Genomic DNA, 17,757 nt, shown 5'->3' on the forward strand with positions numbered 1-17,757 from the left:
GCGCGAGGCCTTCCGCCACCACTCCTACGTCTCGCTGCGCGCCGACGGGGTGATCGCGGGCCTGGGCACGCAGGGCTACGGGCTGGCCCTGCGCCGCATCGCCCAGCTCATCGACGCGAAGGCCTGAGCCGCGCCCCTCAGCAGACTTGCGTTGGCGGGCCAACGCTTCGCCCGCTCAGGGTCTTGTCTTGTCGCGGATTTTCGGTGCCGAACCGGTCACCACTTCGGCGAAATCCGCTTAGTAGGGCCGCGCCGCGAACCGCGCCGTCAGGAACCGGGGCTTGGCCGGCTCGGGCGAGGCCGCGAGGGTCAGGCGGGAAGGTTCCTCCGCCAGGCGCAGGCGCGAGAACGGGGACGGCTCGGTCTCGATCACCGGCAGCGGCACGAAGGCCGCCGCGACCTGGATCGGGTGGATCGGGGCGGGCGGGCGTCGGCGCGCCGGGATCACCACCACCTCGCGCCCGGCGAGCGCCAGGGCCTCGGGCCGGCTGACCTCGCCGAGACCGGCCGGCACGACGAAGGCGGAAAACGGACTCGCCGCCGGGCTCGGGTCCGGCGCGTAGGCGGTGGCGCTCGTCACGGTGGCGGCGGTCGCCGCCGCATTCGTCATCGGGGCCGTCGCCCCGGTGGCCGCCGCGCCGAAGGCCGCGGCGCGCTTGATGAGCGCGGTGAAGCTCGGATGCTGCCCGCCATCGGCGTAGGTGGTGCGCACCGCCTCGATCCCGCCCTCGACCAGGGCCTGGATGCGGCCCTCCTCCTCGCTGCGCCGCGCCGCCGCCAGGGCCTCGACCGCCGGGTCGGGGTAGGGGGCGAAGACGTAGCGCCCGCCCTCGACGGTCACCAGCGGCTCGCGGCCCGTCGCCTCGAACCGGTCCGAGCCCTCCTTGAGCTGGCGCCAGAAGGCGATGTGCCGGTCGGTGCGGTGGCGCGCCATGGCCCGCGCGGTCATCCGGAACGGGAAGGCCTGGAACTGGAACCCCGCCTGCCCGCCGGCCAGCGCGTCGCGCACCAGGGCGTAGATCTCGCCGACCTGCCGATCGGTCATCGCAAAGCAGCCCGCCGACGAGCAGGTGCCGTGCACCATCAGGGCCGAGCCGGTGCCGCCATGCGCCCGGTCGTAGGCGTTGGGATAGCCGATGTCGAAGGAGAGGTAGTAGGCCGAGTTCGGGTTCAGCTGGCGGGCCGCGACGGTGTAGAACCCCTCGGGCGACTGGCGGTCGCCGGTGCGGGTCTTGGGGCCGAGCTGGCCCGACCAGCGGCAGATCGGAAAGGTCTTGAGGTGGACGTAGCGGCCGTCCGCCGCCCGCTTCCACACCTCGATCTCGGATTCCTGCTTGTAGGCCCTGAGCAGCACCGGCGCCGAGGGCGCGGTGTTGCGCGCCGCCATCAGGCCGAGGGTGGCCGGGGGCACCGGGGCGAGGTGCTTGGGCGCCGCCTCGGCGGGCGGGCCGGCCGCCAGGATGAGGCCCGGGAGGACAGCCAGGCACAGGATCGTCCTTCCCCGCACGTCCATCCGCCGCTTCCTCCTCGCCCGGCCCCGTGCCTGGCACGGCAATGTGGCGGTTTTCGCGCCGCCGAGCCGGCCGGCGGGGCATCCCTCGCATTCGCAGGATTTCGTTAAGCGCCCGTTCGCGGCCCGGCGGGCAGCATCCGGCGTTTCGTCCTGCCGCAGGACGCCCGTCCCGCCAGGGACGCCCGTCCCGCCAGGGACGCCGGACAGAGGGAGGCCGCCATGCCCCGGGCCGAACCGCGCTGGCTGCAGCTGGTGGACGACGCGCAAGGCGAGGCGGCGGACGCGCCGCTGCCCGGGGAGGCCGGACGGCGACGCCTCGCCGCCCTGCGGGGCCAGCTGCGCAACCATCTCGCCGCCCTGCGCCGGGACCCGATCCGCGCCGGGCCGGAGGCGGGCCCGGAGGAGGCCGAGACGGCGGCGATCCTCGCCCGGCTCGCCGCCGAGGTGACGCAGATCGCGGAGGGCTGGGACCGCCTCGCCGAGGCGGTCGCCGCGCTGTCGGCGGGTGACGGCGCGCCGCCGGAGGAGTAGGGTCGCGGCCTTCCCGCCGGCAGATTCCGAACGACCATGGCCCCGACCATCAAGCTGCGACCGCTGGAACGCGAGGACCTTCTCTTCGTGCACCAGCTCAACAACAACGACAGCATCATGCGCTACTGGTTCGAGGAGGCCTACGAGTCCTTCGCCGAGCTGGCGCAGCTCTACGAGCGCAACATCCACAACCAGACCGAGCGTCGTTTCATCATCGCGACGCCGGAGAACGAGCGCGCCGGGCTGGTCGAGCTCGTCGAGATCAACCACCTGCACCGTTCCTGCGAGTTCCAGATCGCGATCCACCCGTCGTTCCAGGGCCGCGGCTACGCCCTGCGGGCGACGCAGATCGCCATGGACTACGCCTTCAAGGTGCTCAACATCCACAAGCTCTACCTGCACGTCGACAAGGACAACCGGCGCGCCATCGGCATCTACGAGGCCTGCGGCTTCGAGACCGAGGGCACCCTGCGCGACGAGTTCTTCGTGAACGGCAAGTACCGCGACGCGGTGCGGATGTGCATGTTCCAGCCGGCCTACCTCGCCCGGCGCGGCGGCGGCGACGTCAACGAGCCGGTGCTGAAGACCTGATCCCCGATGGACCGAAGCCCCCCGCGCCGCGCGGGGGTGGAATGCGGCACCGGGCCTCTGGCGCCGACCGGCCCGGCTCCCGTATGGAGGGGGCCGACCGGGAGCCCCCAGAGCCTTGCTGCGCGAGACCTACCACATCGAGATCGTCGGCCCCGAGGACGCGCCGGTGCAGCGCGCCTCGGTCCGCACCGCCGGCCTCGACGCCGCCCGAGAGCGGGCTTTGCGCCTCTTCCGCCGCGCCCGGGTGCCCCAGCGCTCCGGCCCCGCCGCCGAGGCGGTGCGCATCGTCGACGGCGCCGGCACCGAGGTGTTTCGCTGGAGCGTGTGGGACGAGGGCGCGGGGCGGGGATGATCCGCGAGTTTCGGTGAGGGTTGGTGGGACGGCATACTCCTGCAAATCAAGAATTTTTGCCCCCGCCAGAGCCTGTTCAATGCAGTCTGAAGGTTTTTTGCAGGATGACCTCATGTTGAGGCGTTAGTTCATTGAGTCTAAGATGACGCAAAGAATGTATCTAAAATCCATTTTTGTGTATAATATTATCAATAATATAATAAGAAAATCCTAAAAACCTTACGTCATGTTTGACAGATATACGAATTTGCGCGACAAAATCAGAGGCGCTCGATAAACCAGGAGCTGAGAAATGGTTCTTTCTTATTGGTCGCCCCTCGCAGAATCGCGCTACATAGGCCACATTGCATTATTTATTTTGATAGCGATAGCAATATTATCTACTATCGCTATCAATCAAAATTTAGGCCAGCTATATCAAAACGTCAAATTCAGACTATTAATCAAATCACTACTAAAGAAGCCGATTTTTTATCGCGTCTTTGGCAATGAACCCTTGACGTTTGAGAACAAAAAATTCCATAGCGATTGTTTTAAGCTTTTTCGCTTTATAAGCATAATTTCGTTCTTAATGCATTGCGTTGTATCAAAGGTCATGACAACGACACCGATCTTGCAATTTGGCTTTTTTAAGATGAAATTCGCCGATGTCGCCAATTTTTCCCTCATAGGCAATTCTGTGATAGCATTATTATTAGGTATTTTGTTCCTGAAGTTGGATAGAAAATCGAAATTCAATCCTTAAATGTGACACATTAGCAGTATAACAAATATATTACTTGCAATTCAGATTTGTACGATCATCTCTGGTGGCGGCACAAGTGTATAATCTTACAGCTTTTGACCGCCGCCAAGATGTACATGGCGGCGAGGGTCGAAGGATGTCTCCATATCACGCCCTGAGCCCGGTCCCGCCGACTGGCCTCACACGGTCAAGACTTCCTGGATAGGCAAGACGCTATCAGCTCGTAGGGAGCGATGCGGCGAGCCCCCCGGCAAGCCTCACCCCTCCGGCGGCGCCGGTACCGGCCCGCCCGCCACCTCGCGGCGCGGCTGGAGCAGCAGCGCGATCAGCCCCGTCCACCCGGTCTGGTGCGCCGCGCCCAGGCCCGCGCCGGTGTCGCCGTGGAAGTATTCGTGGAACGGGACGTGGTCGCGAAAGTGCGGGTCGTCCTGGAACAGCGGGTTCTCGCCCAGGACCGGGCGGCGGCCGTCGGGTCCGCGCAGCACCAGGCGGTTGAGGCGGGCCGACAGCTCCCCGGCGATCTCCGGCAGGGTGAGGTAGCGGCCCGAGCCCGACGGGCACTCGATCGTGAAGTCGGGGCCGTGGAAGCGGCCGAACTCGGTGAGCGCCTCGACCAGGAGGTAGTTGATCGGCAGCCAGATCGGCCCGCGCCAGTTCGAGTTGCCGCCGAACACGGCGGTGGTCGATTCCGCCGGCTCGTAATCGACCGCGAAGGTCTGCCCGTCCCAGGGAAAGCGGAAGGGGGCGGCGGCGTGCGCCTTCGAGACCGAGCGCACGCCGTGGGGCGAGAGGAACTCGGCCTCGTCGAGCATCCGGCGCAAGAGCGCCTTCATGCGGTGGCGGCGCAGCAGCGAGAGCAGCACCCGGTTGCCGCGGCCCGGCTCCTCCCAGCGCGAGACCTGGGCGGCGAGGTCGGGGCGGTGGGTGAGCAGCCAGCGGGCGCGCCGCGCGAAGGCCGGGAAGCGCTCGGACACGCCCTCGTCCAGCACCTCGACGGCGCAGAGCGGGATCAGCCCGACGAGGGATCGCACCCGCAGCGGCACCTGGCGGCCGTCGGGGAGGCTGAGCACGTCGTAGTAGAACTCGTCCGCTTCGTCCCACAACCCGGAACCGTCACCGCCGACATGGGTCATCGCCTCGGCGATGGTGAGGAAATGCTCAAAGAACTTGGTGGCGATGTCCTCGTAGACCGGATTCTCGACCGCGAGTTCCAGCGCGATGCGCATCAGGTTGAGGCTGTACATGGCCATCCAGGCGGTGCCGTCGGCCTGGTCGAGGGTGCCGCCGGTGGGGAGCTCGGCGGAGCGGTCGAAGAGGCCGATATTGTCGAGCCCGAGGAAGCCGCCCTGGAAGACGTTGCGGTCGCCGGCATCCTTGCGGTTCACCCACCAGGTGAAGTTCAGCATCAGCTTGTGGAACACCCGCTCCAGGAAGGCGCGGTCGGGTTTTCCCGTCATCGCCTGGTCCATGCGGTAGACGCGGAGCGCCGCCCAGGCATGAACCGGCGGATTCACGTCGCCGAAGGCCCATTCGTAGGCCGGCAACTGCCCGTTCGGGTGCATGTACCATTCACGGGTGAGCAGGATCAGCTGGCCCTTGGCGAAGGCCGGGTCGATCAGCGCGAAGGTCACGCAGTGGAAGGCGAGGTCCCAGGCCGCGTACCAGGGATATTCCCACTTGTCCGGCATCGAGACGATGTCGGCGTTGTTGAGGTGCGTCCACTCGCCGTCGCGGCCGTGGCGGCGGGCCTCCGGCGGGGCCGGCTGGGCCGGATCGCCGGAGAGCCAGCGCCGCACGTCGAAATGGTAGAACTGCTTCGACCACAGCATGCCGGCGAGCGCCTGGCGCTGGACGAGGCGGGCATCCGGGTCGGCGATGTCGCGCTGGAGCGCGCCGTAGAAGGCGTCGGCCTCGGACAGGCGGCGCGCCATCACGGCGTCGAAGGCGGCCGGATCGCGGTCGTCGGGGCTCACCGCCGGGCCCAGGCGAAAGCGCAAGACCACGGTGCCGCCGGCCGGCACGGCGATCCTCGTCCAGGCGGCGCATTTGGTGCCCTCGGCGAGCGGGTTCACCGCCTCGTGCCGGCCCGAGACCACCCGGTCGTTGATCGCGTCCTTCGGGTGGGCGGGGCCGGGCGTGCCGAACAGCCGGCCGGTGTTGGTCTCGTTCTCGCAGAACAGGAACTCGGCCGGCTGGAGGGCCGCGAAGCGCAGGGCCGGGGCGCGCCCGCGCGTCGCCGCGACGGCGCCGGTGTCGGTCAGGCGCAGCAGCGGCCGGGGCTGCTCGGCCTCCCAGGATTCGCGGCCCCACGACCAGGTGTTGCGGGCCAGAAGCTGCGGCAGGACGTGGAGGTCGGCCGCTTCCGGCCCGCGATTGACGAGGGTCACCCGCATCAGCACGTCGTCGGGCGCGGCCTTGGCGTAGTCCACCGTCACGTCGTGGTAGCGCCCGCCCTCGAACACGCCGGTATCGGCGATCTCGTATTCGGGCAGGTTCTTCCCCTTACGCCGGGCGTTCTCGGCGACGAGGTCGGCGTAAGGGTAGGGGGCGTGCGGGTACTTGTAGAGCATCCGCATGTACGAATGCGTCGGCGTCCCGTCGAGGTACCACCACAGCTCCTTGACGTCCTCGCCGTGGTTGCCCTCGTCGTTGGTGAGCCCGAACATCCGCTCCTTCAGGATCGGGTCGCGGCCGTTCCACAGGGCGAGCGACAGGCACCAGAGCTGGCGGTCGTCGCTGAAGCCCGCGATGCCGTCCTCGCCCCAGCGATAGGCGCGGGAGCGGGCGTGATCGTGGGGCAGGTAGTCCCAGGCGGAGCCGCCTTCGCTGTAATCCTCCCGCACCGTGCCCCATTGCCGCTCGCTCAGGTACGGCCCCCAAAGGTGCCAGCCCTCGGCCTCGACGGCGGCGAGCCGGCGGCCTTCCTCGGTGTCGGCGAGGTGGGGAGCGGGATCGGGCATCGCGGGATTCTCTCGAGCATTTTCGGACGAAGCGGAAACCGGTTCGTTGCAGAAAGCACGACAAAACAAACGCTTAGAGAGCTTCGCGATTGCAGCGCGATCGTGAGGCGCTCCGGTCCGGTCACGCCGGTTCGTCGGCCGCGCGCCGTGCCCCGGGGGGCTCAAGCCCGAGGCGACGCCCCGGGCCCGTCGGCCGGCCGCGCGGCTCCGCGGTCAGTCGCCGTCGAGCGGCAGCCAGCGCCGGCCGTCGCGGGCCAGAAGCTCGTCCGCCGCCTTCGGCCCGGCGCTGCCGGCCTCGTAGGGCTCCGGCTCGCCGCCCGCCCCCCAGGCCTTCACCAGCGGATCGACGGCGGCCCAGGACGCCTCGATGTTGTCGGCGCGCTGGAACAGGGTCGCGTCGCCGCACAGGCAGTCGTACAGCAGGGTCTCGTAGCCGACATTCGGCTCCTGCGGGAAGAACTCGTCCTCCCGGAAGGTCGAGCGCACGGCGCCGAGCCGCATCGACGGGCCCGGCACCTTGGCGTTGAACTCGGTCGTCATCCCCTGGACCGGATCGACCATGATCCGCAGGATATTGGGGGCGACCTGGTCCACGGGCGTGTCGCGGAACAGCCGGTAGGGCGCCGGCTTGAAGTGGACCGCGATCTCGGTGCGCCGCCCGGTCATCCGCTTGCCGGTGCGAAGATAGAACGGCACCCCGCCCCAGCGCCAGTTGTCGATGGTGAGCTTGAGCGCCGCGTAGGTCTCGGTGCGGCTGTCGCCCGCGACATGCGGCTCGTCGCGGTAGCCCGGCACGGCGCGGCCCTGCTCGGTGCCGGCCCGGTACTGGCCGCGCACCGCGTCGCCGGGCTGGACCGGCTGCACCGCCTGGACGAGCTTCGCCTTCTCGGTGCGCACGGCTTCCGCGTCGAAGGAGACCGGCGGCTCCATGGCGGTCATGCAGAGAAGCTGGAACAGGTGGTTGGGCACCATGTCGCGCAGCGCCCCGGTCGGCTCGTAGAAGGCGCCGCGCTCCTCGACGCCGATGGTCTCGGCGGCGGTGATCTGGACGTGGTCGACGAAGTCGCGGCGCCAGATCGGCTCGAACATCCCGTTGGCGAAGCGGATCGCCATGATGCTCTGCACCGTCTCCTTTCCGAGGAAATGGTCGATCCGGTAGAGCTGCGATTCGTCGGCCACCGTGAGCAGCCGCTTGTTCAGCTCCTGGGCCGAGGCGAGGTCGCTGCCGAACGGCTTCTCGATCACCACCCGGCGAAAAACGTCGTCGGATTGCTTCAGGAGCCCGGCCTGGCCCAGGTGCTCGACGATCGGCGCGAAGAACCGTGCCGCCACCGCGAGGTAGAACACCGCGTTGCCGGGGATCTTCTCGGCGATCGTCTTGTAGGTCTCGGGCGCCAGGAAGTCGCCCTCGAGATAGTGCAGCCGGTCGCGCACGAAGCCCCAGGCCGTGGGGTCGATGTGCTTGGCGTGGAACTCCGCGGTCTCGTCCTTCGTGAAGGACTCCATCGTGTCGGAGAGGCTCTTGCGCCAGCTCTCGTCCGAGCTGCCGGTATGGTCGACACCCCAGATCGTGGTCGTCTCGTCGAGGAGGCGGCTGCCGGCGAGGTTGTAGAGCGCCGGCATCAGCAGGCGCTTCGTCAGGTCGCCGCCGGCCCCGAAGATCACCAGGGTCGCGGGCGGGGCCGGCTTGCTGCCGGAGGCGGCGTGCCCCTCCACCGGGACGTGCGACGTCATGGGGCTCTCCTGACCTTTGGGCGCTTGCGGCCGGGAAGCTAGATCCCGCACCGCAGCGGACAAGGGACGGACCCGGACGGCGGCGCGCCGGGGATGCAGGCCTCACCCGCATCCCCGCCGCCTTTCCGGGGCCCCGGCGCCGGCCTAAGGTTAGTCCCTGGAATCGATATCGAGAGCGAGCGGGACATGGCGGACGGCACCAGGCAGGCGGGCGGCGTCGCGGTGATCGGGAGCGGCGGGATCGGCGGCTACCTGGCGGGGGCGCTGGAGCGGGTCGGGCGCGACGTGACGCTCTGCGTGCGCACGCCGTTCGACCGCCTCGTCGTCACCGACGCGTCCGGCGAGCGCGAGGTGCCGGTGCGCATCGTCGCCGATCCGGGCGCAGTCGGCCCCGCCGACTGGGTGCTGGTGACCACCAAGGCGCAGGATACCGCGGGCGCCGAGCCCTGGTTTCGCAGCCTCGTCGGGCCCGGCACCCGGGTGGTGGTGATCCAGAACGGCGTCGGGCAGTCCGAGCGGGCGCGGCCGCACCTGCCGGCGGGCGCGCCGGTGCTGCCGGCGATCATCTATTGCTCGGTCGAGCGCACGGCGCCCGGCCGCATCGCCCATCACGGCGGCACCCGGATGACCGTGCCGGCGGGCGCCGACGGCGCCGCCTTCGCCGAGCTGTTTTCCGGCACGCCGTTCGAGATCACCCAGGAGGCGGATTTCGTCACCGTCGCCTGGCGCAAGCTGCTGAGCAACGCGGTGGTCAACCCGGTCACGGCGCTCACCCTGCGCCGCATCGTGGTCTTCAACGACCCGGCGATCCGGGAGCTCGGCCGCGGGCTGATGGACGAGGTGATCCGGGTCGCCAACGCCGAGGGCGCGCAGCTCACCGACGAGGACGCCACGCGCATCCTCGACGGCTACACGCGCATGCCGGCCGACGGCGGCAGCTCGATGCTCTACGACCGCCTCGCCGGCCGGCCGCTGGAGCACGCCCATCTCACCGGCGCCGTCGTGGCGGCGGCCGAGCGGCACGGGATCGCCGTGCCGCTCAACCGGGCGATCCTGGCGCTCGCCGGGGCGGCGAGCGGGCAGGGGCTGGCGGGGGACCGGTAGGTCCGAGGCATCTTGCCGGATACCGGCCTTGCGCCGGGCCGAGGCCCGGCGTCAGCCCGCCCGAGCGCCGCGGAACCGGCGCGACGGGGCGGCGAGCACGCACGGGCAGACATGGACGAGGTGAGAATCGCCGTCGCGGGGGCGGGGCAGATCGGGCGTCGGCACGTCGAGGAGATCGGGAAGCACCCCGGGACGCGGCTCGCGGCGATCGTCGATCCCGGCCCGGACGCCGCCGCGATCGCCGCCCGGGAGGGCGTCGCGTTCCACGACACCCTGGAGGCGTGCCTGGCCGCCGATCCGCCGGACGGGGTAGTGCTGGCGACGCCCAACCGCCTGCACGTCCCGCAGGGGCTCGCCTGCATCGCGGCCGGGATCCCGGTTCTCATCGAGAAACCCCTCGCGCACGGCCTGGAGGAGGGCGAGCGCCTGGTCGCGGCGGCGGAGGCGGCCGGGGCCCGGGTGCTGGTCGGCCATCACCGCCTGCACAGCCCCCTCCTGCGCCGCGCGGTCGAGGCGGTGCGGGCCGGGCTCCTCGGCCGGATCGTCGGGGTGATGGGCAGCGCGGTCTTCTGCAAGCCCGACGCCTATTTCGCGGGGGCAAACGCCTGGCGGCGCGAGCCGGGCGGCGGTCCGCTCCTCATCAACATGATCCACGAGATCGGCAACCTGCGCGCCCTGGTGGGCGAGATCGCCGCGGTCCAGGCCACCGCCTCGAACGCCGTGCGGGGCTTTGCCGTCGAGGACACGGTGGCGATGACCCTGCGCTTCGCCAACGGTGCCCTCGGCACCTTCCTGCTCTCCGACACGGCCGCCGCGGCCCGGAGCTGGGAGCAGACCTCGCGCGAGAACGCCGACTACCCGACCTATCCGGACGAGGACGCCTACACGATCCTCGGCACCGAGGGCTCGCTCGCCGTGCCGACCATGCGGGTGAAGCGCTACGCGGGCGCGCGCTCCTGGTTCGAGCCCTTCGCCTGCGAGACGCTGGCGGTGGAACGCACCGACCCGCTGGCGGAGCAGATCGCGCATTTCGCGGCGGTGATCCGGGGCGAGGCCGCACCGCTCGTGAGCGCCCGCGACGGGCTGCAGAACCTGCGGGTCGTCGACGCGATCACGCGGGCGGCCCGCACCAGCGGCACGATCGAGATCCCGGCCCGCTGACGCGGGCGGGGCGGCGAGCACCCGAGGGATCCCGGTCCGGTCACGCGCCCCGCGGCGCGACCTCGACCCAGATCACCGTCCCCTCGACCCGGACCGGGTAGGTCGCGAGGTCGCGGCAGACCGGCCCGCCCTGGGCCCGGCCGGTGGTGATCTCGAACAGGCCGTAATGGGCCGGGCACTCGATGTAGCCCTCCACCACCTCGCCCCCGGCGAGGGAGACGCCCGCATGGGTGCACAAAGCCTGCGTGGCGTGGATCGCGCCGTCGAGGCGATAGAGCGCGAGGGCGACGCCCCCGGCCTCTCGGGCGAGCACCGGGCGCTCCGCGAAGTCGGCGAGGTCGGCGACCGGATACCAGGTCATGGCAGCCGGCTCACGGGGCGGGCAGCACCACGGCCCGGCAGGGGCCGAAGCCGATCGGCGCGAAACCCTCGCGCCGGCCGTGGGCCGTCAGGATCACCTCGTCGCCGTCCTCGAGGAAGCGGCGCTCCTCGCCGTGGGCGAGGCGGAGCGGCACCTTGCCGCCCTCGGTGGTCTCGAGCAGGCTGCCGCAGGCCTCGGGCTCCGGGCCCGACAGGGTGCCGGTGCCCAGGAGGTCGCCCGGGCGCAGGTTGCAGCCGCCGCTGGTGTGGTGGGCCACCATCTGCGCCACCGTCCAGTACATGTGGCGCGCGTTGGAGCGCGCGACCCGGTGGGGCGGCAGCCCGGCCTCGCGGGAGGACGCGGTCGAGAGCAGGATCTCGAGGTCGAGGTCGAGGGCGCCGCCGGCCTGGTCGGCGGGGTCGAGGAGATGGGGCAGGGGGGTCGGATCGCCGTCGGGCCGCGGCGCCTGCGGGATGCGGAACGGCGCCAGCGCCTCGGGCGTGACGATCCAGGGCGAGATCGTCGTGGCGAAGCTTTTTGCAAGGAAAGGCCCGAGCGGCTGGTACTCCCAGCCCTGGATGTCGCGCGCCGACCAGTCGTTGAGCAGGCAGAAGCCCGCGATCCGGTCGGCCGCCTCCGCCACCGGCACCGGCGCCCCGAGTGCGTTGCCGGGCCCGATCCACACCCCGAGCTCCAGCTCGTAGTCGAGCCGGCGCGACGGGCCGAAGACCGGCGCGTCGAGATGCGGAGGCTTGGCTTGGCCGCGCGGCCGGCGCACCGGCGTGCCGGAGGGGCGGATCGACGAGGCGCGGCCGTGATAGCCGACCGGCAGGTGCTTGTAGTTCGGCAGAAGCGGCTGGTCGGGCCGGAACTGGCGCCCGGTGTTCATGGCGTGGTGGATGCCGACGAAGAAGTCGGTGTAGTCGCCGATCCGCGCCGGCAGGTGCAGGGTGCAGGCGCCGGCCTCGTGCAGCAGCGCCGGCACCCGGTCGCGGTCCGGGCTGTCCGCCCGCAGGAGCGCGAAGAGCCGGTGGCGCAGGGCCCGGCGCGGCCCGGCGCCGAGGGCGAGCATCCCGGCGAGGTCGCCGGATTCCGCCGCCGCGACCGCCCGGGCCGCCTCGCCGGTGAGAAGTCCCGCGGCGTGCGCCGCGGCGAGGTCGAGGACGTGGTCGCCGATCGCGACGCCGGCCCGGCGCGCCCCGCCGGGCGGCGAGAACACGCCGAGCGGCAGGTTCTGGATCGGGAAGTCCGGATGCCCGTCGGCCCCCGGCACGCCGCAGCGGACGCCCGGGTCGTGGGTGTGGTCGAGATCCGTCGCGTGAGAGGTCGGCATCAGCGCGGCTCCGGGCGGTTCGGGTCGAAGTGCTTTTCCAGCTTGCGGCCGTAGGCGCCGTACTCCGCCTGGAGCGCCGGGGTCTCGGCGGCGAAGCGGCTGACCTTCTGGGGAAACCGCGTCTCGAACATGAAGGCCAGCGTGCCCTCGAGCTTGTGGGGCTTCAACTCGACGTTCGAGGCCTTCTCGAAGGCGTCGACGTCCGGCCCGTGCGGCAGGAGCGTGTTGTGCAGTGAGGCGCCGCCCGGACGGAAGCCGCCGCCGGTCTTGGCGTCGTAGACGCCGTAGACCAGCCCCATGAACTCGCTCATCACGTTGAGGTGGTACCAGGGCGGCCGGAAGGTGTTTTCCGCCACCAGCCAGCGGTCGGAGAAGATCACGAAGTCGATGTTGGCCGTGCCGGGCGTCTCGGAGGGCGAGGTCAGCACCGTGAAGATCGACGGGTCGGCGTGGTCGAACAGGATCGGGCCGACCGGCGCGAACTTGCGCAGGTCGTACTTGTAGGGCGTGTAGTTGCCGTGCCAGGCCACCACGTCGAGAGGCGAGTGCGCGATCTCCGCCGCCCAGAGCCGGCCGCCCCACTTCACCAGCATCGTGCCGGGGGCGTCGCGGTCCTCGTAGGCCGCGACCGGCGTGAGGAAGTCGCGCTGGTTGGCCAGGCAGTTGGCGCCGATCGGGCCGCGCTCCGGCAGCGTGAAGGCGCCGCCGTAATTCTCGCACAGGTAGCCCCGGGCCGGGCCGTCGAGCAGCTCCACGGCGATCTTCACGCCGCGGGGGATCACCACGATCTCGCCGGGGCCGGCCTCGATCACCCCGAACTCGGTGCGGAAGCGCAGGCCGCCCTCCTGCGGCACCACCAGCATCTCGCCGTCGGCGTTATAGAAGTACTCGTCCCGCATCGACCGGGTGGCGAGGTAGAGGTGCGCGCCCATGCCGGCCTGCGCCCCCGCATCGCCGGCGAGCGTCATGGTGCGGATGCCCTCGACGAAGGACAGCGGCTCGGCCGGGATCGGCACCGGATCCCAGCGCAGCGGCGCCGGCGGCAGGTCGACGGTCCCGCCCGGGGCGGTGAGCCAGAGGCGGGCATCGACCGGCCGGAACGCGCCCCAATGGGCGACCGTCGGGCGGATGCGGTAGAGCCAGGAGCGCTCGTTGGCGGTGCGCGGCGCGGTGAAGGGCGAGCCGGAGAGCTGCTCGGCGTAGAGGCCGTAGGGGCATTTCTGGGGCGAGTTGCGGCCGACCGGCAGGGCGCCCGGCAGCGCCTCGGTCTCGAAGCCGTTGCCGAAGCCAGACATGTACCCTGGGCTCAAGCCCGAGCCTGTCGCGGCGGAACGAAGCCCGGACGGCGCCTGGATCGTCATGGCGGCGGTCCTTTCCTGCCCAGTCGAATTGGTTTCAGTTGCAACCTTTCAGTCTGGATAGGAGCGGCCGAAACCGGCGTCAAGCGGTGCGCGGCGCGGTTGCGCGTGCACCGCCCTTGGGGCACAGGGTTGCGCATGATCGCGGTGGATTGGGGAACGAGCAGCGCCCGTGCCTACCGGCTCGCGCCGGACGGAGCGGTGCTGGCGCGGCGCGAGGGCGCCGGCGGCATCCTGCGGGTGCCCGAGGGCGGCTTTCCGGCGGCGCTGACCGAGATGGTCGGCGACTGGCTGGCGGACGGGGAGACCCGGGTGCTGCTCGCCGGCATGGTCGGCAGCCGCCAAGGCTGGCAGGAGGCGCCGTACCTCGCCTGTCCGGCGGGGCTCGACGCGCTCGCCGGCGCCGTCGTGCCGGTGCCGTTCCCGGGCGCCGCGGTGCGGCTGGTGCCGGGCCTGAGCGCCACGGACGCGGCGGGCACGCCCGAGGTGATGCGCGGCGAGGAGGTCCAGGTCGTCGGGACGCTCGCGCGGCCGGACGAGGACGCGCTCCTCTGCCTGCCGGGCAGCCACGCCAAGTGGGTGCGGGTCGCGGGCGGGCGCATCGCGGGCTTCTCCACCCACATGACCGGCGAGGCCTTCGCGGCGCTCAAGGACCATACCATCCTGGGCCGGATGATGACCGGGCCGGCGGAGGTCGGGCCGGCCTTCGCGGCGGGCGTCGCCCGCTCCGCGGAGGGCGGCGGATTGCTCCACCACCTGTTCGGCACCCGCACCCTCGGGCTGTTCGGCCGGCTCGCGCCGGAGGATGCGGCGAGCTACCTGTCGGGCCTGCTGATCGGGCACGAGGTCGCGGCCGCCCTCGAGGGCGCCGCCATGGCGGGACCTGCGCTCGTGCGCCTGGTGGGCTCGGGCCCGCTGATGGCGCTCTACGGCCGGGCGATCGCCCTCAAGGGCGGCGAGGCGGTGCCCGGCGATCCCGACGCGGCCGCCCGCGGCCTGGCGCTGATCGGGGAGAGGATCCAGTGGGCATGATGCGCGACGACGGAACCCCGGACGTGACGGGCTGGCTGGCGCGCTGCCCGCTGGTGGCGATCCTGCGCGGCGTGCGGCCGGACGAGGTCGAGGCGGTCGGCGAGGCGCTGGTGGACGCCGGCGTGGCGATCCTCGAAGTGCCGCTCAACTCGCCCGAGCCGATCGAGAGCGTGCGCCGCCTGGCGGCCCGCCTCGGCGACCGGGCCCTCGTCGGCGCCGGGACGATCCGGCGCGAGGCCGAGGTGGCGGCGGTGGCCGGGGCGGGCGGCCGCCTGCTGGTGACGCCCCACGCCGATCCGGCCCTGGTGCGCGCCGCCAAGGCCCGCGGCCTGGTGGCGATGCCGGGCTTCCTGACCCCGGCCGAGGCGTTCGGCCTGCTCGATGCCGGGGCCGACGCGCTCAAGCTGTTTCCCGCCGAGGCCGGCGGTCCGCCGATGCTGAAGGCCCTGCGGGCGGTGCTGCCGGCGGGCACGCCGCTCATCCCGGTCGGCGGAGTCGATGCCGCCGGCCTCCCGGCCTGGCGCGCCGCCGGCGCCAGCGGCTACGGCTGCGGCTCCTCGCTCTACAAGCCCGGCGACACGCCCGAACAGGTCGCCGCCAAGGCCCGGACGCTGATCGCGGCGCTCTGACGACCCGGCGCGACGCCCCGCGGGTTTTTTCTCGCGGGGCGGGGGGCCGGAGCCCGGCAGACACAGGCAGCGCACCCCGATCCGCGAGTCGCATAATTAGCATTATGGAACATTTCGGGAGATCGGACGAACAGGCGCGGTTCGCGCCCCCGGGCCACAGGGCCGGCCCCGTGGTACGTGAGACTAAATTCCTTGTCATTCAGGAACGGCGCTCCGCCGGATTCCTTGAGGTGCGGGCGCCGGACCGATCGGTCCCGACGCCGCCGCAACCTCGGATCGTTCTGATGACCCACTCCCTCCGCGCGTTCGCCGCGCTGCTCCTCGCCGGCTCCGCCGCCCTGTCGCCGGCGCTGGCCGCCACCGGGACCGTGCCTACCGGCACGGCGGGTGCCCCCGGGGCGGCCGCGATCCTCGCCCGCATCCGGGTCGCAGAGGCCACCGGACCGGCCGCCGGGGCTTCCAGCGGCCAGCCCGCCGCGCCCGCGGGCGATTCCCAGGCCGCGGCGGCCCGCAGCGACGCGGTGCGCCGGGCCTCGCCCACGCCGGTCGCGAGCCGCCAGCCGACCGGCGCATTTCCGACGAACGAGATCAGCCGCCAGCCCTGGATCGACCTCGGCGCCGGCGAGGACGCGCTGCGCAAGGACATCGGCGCCCTGCAGCAGACGCTGACCGAGCTGCAGCAGCTCCAGCTCCAGACCAAGCAGGCGCACTGGAACGTCTCCGGCACCCTGTACTACCCGCTGCACCTGCTGCTGCAGGAGCATTACGAGGGCCTGTCGAAATACGCCGACACCATCGCCGAGCGGCTGCTCGCCGTCGGCGCCTCGGCGGACGGGCGGGCCAACACCATCGTGCGGACCTCGGGCGTGCCGGAGATCCCGGGCGGCTTCCTCGACGACGCCCAGGTCCTGGCCTGGTTCACCCAGGCCTACAAGCGCGTCGGCGAGGAGGTGAACCGGGGCATCAAGGTGACGGAGGACATCGACCCCACCACCTCGAACCTGCTCCAGGAGGTCGAGCACGGCATCGCCAAGTACCAGTGGCAGATGCGCGCCCACCTGCAGCGCACCGGCACCGACCCGAATGCCGGCCGCGACCTCAACGACGGCAAGCCGGTCGAGCTGCCCGGACAGCCCGGCGCCGAACCCGGCCAAATGGCTCCGGGCCAAACGGCCCCCCAAGGGACGCCCGGGCAGGCCGCGCCGAGGCCCTAACGGCGTCCCCGGGCGGCGCTCGGCCCCGCGTCGCCCGGGTCAGGCCGTCCGGCGCGGCCGTCCCGGCCGGGCGACCCGGCGCAGGATGTGGCCGAGCTGCTCGGCCGAGTACGGCTTGTGCAGGAGCTCGAAGCCGTGGGCGTCGTCCTGGGCGAGCACGTGGCTGTAGCCGGAGGCGAGCACCACCGGCAGGCCCGGCATCCGGCGCCGCAGCTCGTGGGCGAGCGCGAGCCCGCCCATGCCGGGCATCACCACGTCGGAGAACACCACGTCGAACCCCGCCCCGTCCGGCCCGAGCCGTTCCAGCGCCTCCTCGGCGTTGGTGGCCCAGGTGGTGCGGTAACCGAGGTCCTGGAGGATCTGCGTGCAGAAGCGGCCGACCTCGATGTTGTCCTCGACGACCAGCACGCTCTCGCCGGCACCGATCGGCGAGGCCGGCGCGTCGGCGGCGGCCCCGTCGCCGGACTCGCTCATGGCCGGCGCCTCCGGCAGGTAGAGCGTGAAAGTGGCGCCGCGGCCGGGGCTGCTCGTCACGTCGACGTCGCCGCCCGACTGCTTGGCGAAGCCGAAGACCTGCGACAGGCCCAGCCCCGTGCCGCGGCCGACCTCCTTGGTGGTGAAGAACGGCTCGAAGATGCGGCCGATCAGGTCCGGCGGCACGCCGGGCCCGGTATCGGTGAGCGAGACCGCCGCGAAGGCGTTCTGCGAGCCGGCGTGTCCCCGGATCGGCGGCATCGCGGCACCGCAGGTCAGCGTCAGGGTGAGCGTGCCCTGGCCGTCCATGGCGTCGCGCGCGTTGACCGCCATGTTGATGAGCGCGGTCTCGAACTGGCTGAGGTCGGCGCGCACGAAGCACGGATGGTCGGGCACCTCGACCACCACCCGCACCCGCGCGCCGGTGACCGTGTCGATCATGTCGGCGACGCCGCGCACCTTCTCGCCGACGTCGAACACCGCCGGCGACAGGGCCTGGCGGCGGGCGAAGGCGAGGAGCTGGCCGGTGAGCTTGGCGGCCCGGTCCACCGTGTCGGACACCGCGTCGAGGTAGCGGCGTTTCCGCGCCTCCGGCAGCTCGGGCCGGCGCAGGAAATCCACCGACGAGCGGATGATCGTGAGCAGGTTGTTGAAGTCGTGGGCGA

General features: G+C 71.4%; 16 protein-coding genes. 9 read left to right on the forward strand and 7 right to left on the reverse strand.

Annotated elements, in window-relative coordinates; all coding sequences use genetic code 11:
* On the forward strand, window positions 1-127 hold a 127-nt coding region (locus V3T34_RS20465), incomplete at its 5' end, for a type II 3-dehydroquinate dehydratase (protein WP_305077633.1).
* A gap of 111 nt (window positions 128-238) precedes the next feature.
* On the opposite strand, the gene V3T34_RS20470 is transcribed toward V3T34_RS20465, so the two are convergent.
* Window positions 239-1,513 (reverse strand): L,D-transpeptidase family protein, encoded by a 1,275-nt coding sequence (locus tag V3T34_RS20470; protein WP_305079648.1) that lies wholly within the window; start codon window positions 1,511-1,513, stop codon window positions 239-241.
* A gap of 219 nt (window positions 1,514-1,732) precedes the next feature.
* Between V3T34_RS20470 and V3T34_RS20475 the strand changes: the two genes are divergently transcribed.
* From V3T34_RS20475 to V3T34_RS20485, 3 genes are all read left to right on the forward strand, one after another.
* The gene (locus tag V3T34_RS20475; protein ID WP_060846038.1) at window positions 1,733-2,044 is read left to right on the forward strand and encodes a hypothetical protein; all 312 of its coding nucleotides are present in this window, start codon (window positions 1,733-1,735) and stop codon (window positions 2,042-2,044) included.
* Between the two features lie 36 nt (window positions 2,045-2,080).
* Entirely contained in the window at window positions 2,081-2,635 is a 555-nt protein-coding gene (speG, locus tag V3T34_RS20480; protein ID WP_048435413.1) for a spermidine N1-acetyltransferase, read from the forward strand.
* A gap of 118 nt (window positions 2,636-2,753) precedes the next feature.
* Window positions 2,754-2,987 (forward strand): hypothetical protein, encoded by a 234-nt coding sequence (locus V3T34_RS20485; RefSeq protein ID WP_060849219.1) that lies wholly within the window; start codon window positions 2,754-2,756, stop codon window positions 2,985-2,987.
* Window positions 2,988-3,989: 1,002 nt separating this feature from the next.
* Here the strand turns inward: V3T34_RS20485 and V3T34_RS20490 are convergent.
* Together V3T34_RS20490 and zwf are read right to left on the reverse strand one after the other, a co-directional pair.
* Complete coding sequence (locus V3T34_RS20490) at window positions 3,990-6,692, reverse strand: MGH1-like glycoside hydrolase domain-containing protein (RefSeq protein ID WP_305079649.1); 2,703 nt, start codon at window positions 6,690-6,692, stop codon at window positions 3,990-3,992.
* A gap of 213 nt (window positions 6,693-6,905) precedes the next feature.
* Window positions 6,906-8,426: a glucose-6-phosphate dehydrogenase gene (zwf, locus tag V3T34_RS20495; RefSeq protein WP_305079650.1), complete on the reverse strand. Its 1,521-nt coding sequence runs from the start codon at window positions 8,424-8,426 to the stop codon at window positions 6,906-6,908.
* Window positions 8,427-8,612: 186 nt separating this feature from the next.
* On the opposite strand from zwf, the gene V3T34_RS20500 reads away from it, so the two are divergent.
* Together V3T34_RS20500 and V3T34_RS20505 are read left to right on the forward strand one after the other, a co-directional pair.
* Window positions 8,613-9,530, forward strand: coding sequence for a 2-dehydropantoate 2-reductase (locus tag V3T34_RS20500; protein ID WP_305079651.1), 918 nt, complete (start codon window positions 8,613-8,615; stop codon window positions 9,528-9,530).
* Window positions 9,531-9,641: 111 nt separating this feature from the next.
* The gene (locus tag V3T34_RS20505) at window positions 9,642-10,691 is read left to right on the forward strand and encodes a Gfo/Idh/MocA family protein (RefSeq protein ID WP_305079652.1); all 1,050 of its coding nucleotides are present in this window, start codon (window positions 9,642-9,644) and stop codon (window positions 10,689-10,691) included.
* 40 nt (window positions 10,692-10,731) lie between these two features.
* Here V3T34_RS20505 and V3T34_RS20510 read toward each other — a convergent pair whose 3' ends face one another.
* Genes V3T34_RS20510 through hmgA form a run of 3 tightly spaced genes read right to left on the reverse strand, consistent with a single transcriptional unit; the run spans window position 10,732 to window position 13,746 of the window.
* Complete coding sequence (locus V3T34_RS20510; RefSeq protein WP_305079653.1) at window positions 10,732-11,052, reverse strand: Rieske (2Fe-2S) protein; 321 nt, start codon at window positions 11,050-11,052, stop codon at window positions 10,732-10,734.
* A 10-nt stretch (window positions 11,053-11,062) separates the two neighbouring features.
* Window positions 11,063-12,385: a fumarylacetoacetase gene (gene fahA, locus V3T34_RS20515; protein WP_305079654.1), complete on the reverse strand. Its 1,323-nt coding sequence runs from the start codon at window positions 12,383-12,385 to the stop codon at window positions 11,063-11,065.
* Entirely contained in the window at window positions 12,385-13,746 is a 1,362-nt protein-coding gene (hmgA, locus tag V3T34_RS20520; protein ID WP_305079655.1) for a homogentisate 1,2-dioxygenase, read from the reverse strand. Before hmgA ends, fahA begins: the two co-directional genes overlap by 1 nt.
* Before the next feature lie 135 nt (window positions 13,747-13,881).
* On the opposite strand from hmgA, the gene V3T34_RS20525 reads away from it, so the two are divergent.
* The 3 genes from V3T34_RS20525 (at window position 13,882) to V3T34_RS20535 (ending at window position 16,618) form a co-directional block, all read left to right on the forward strand.
* Window positions 13,882-14,775 carry a 2-dehydro-3-deoxygalactonokinase gene (locus V3T34_RS20525; RefSeq protein WP_060846045.1) on the forward strand — a complete coding sequence of 298 codons (894 nt, stop codon included), beginning with the start codon at window positions 13,882-13,884 and terminating at the stop codon, window positions 14,773-14,775.
* A complete protein-coding gene (locus tag V3T34_RS20530; protein ID WP_236012996.1) occupies window positions 14,772-15,404 on the forward strand; it encodes a 2-dehydro-3-deoxy-6-phosphogalactonate aldolase in 633 nt (210 codons plus the stop codon). Before V3T34_RS20525 ends, V3T34_RS20530 begins: the two co-directional genes overlap by 4 nt.
* A gap of 284 nt (window positions 15,405-15,688) precedes the next feature.
* Window positions 15,689-16,618 (forward strand): ferritin-like domain-containing protein, encoded by a 930-nt coding sequence (locus V3T34_RS20535; protein WP_305079656.1) that lies wholly within the window; start codon window positions 15,689-15,691, stop codon window positions 16,616-16,618.
* Between the two features lie 39 nt (window positions 16,619-16,657).
* Here the strand turns inward: V3T34_RS20535 and V3T34_RS20540 are convergent.
* On the reverse strand, window positions 16,658-17,757 hold a 1,100-nt coding region (locus V3T34_RS20540; protein WP_331369270.1), incomplete at its 5' end, for an ATP-binding protein.

The sequence above is a fragment of the Methylobacterium ajmalii genome (assembly GCF_036448855.1).
Lineage (GTDB): Bacteria > Pseudomonadota > Alphaproteobacteria > Rhizobiales > Beijerinckiaceae > Methylobacterium > Methylobacterium ajmalii.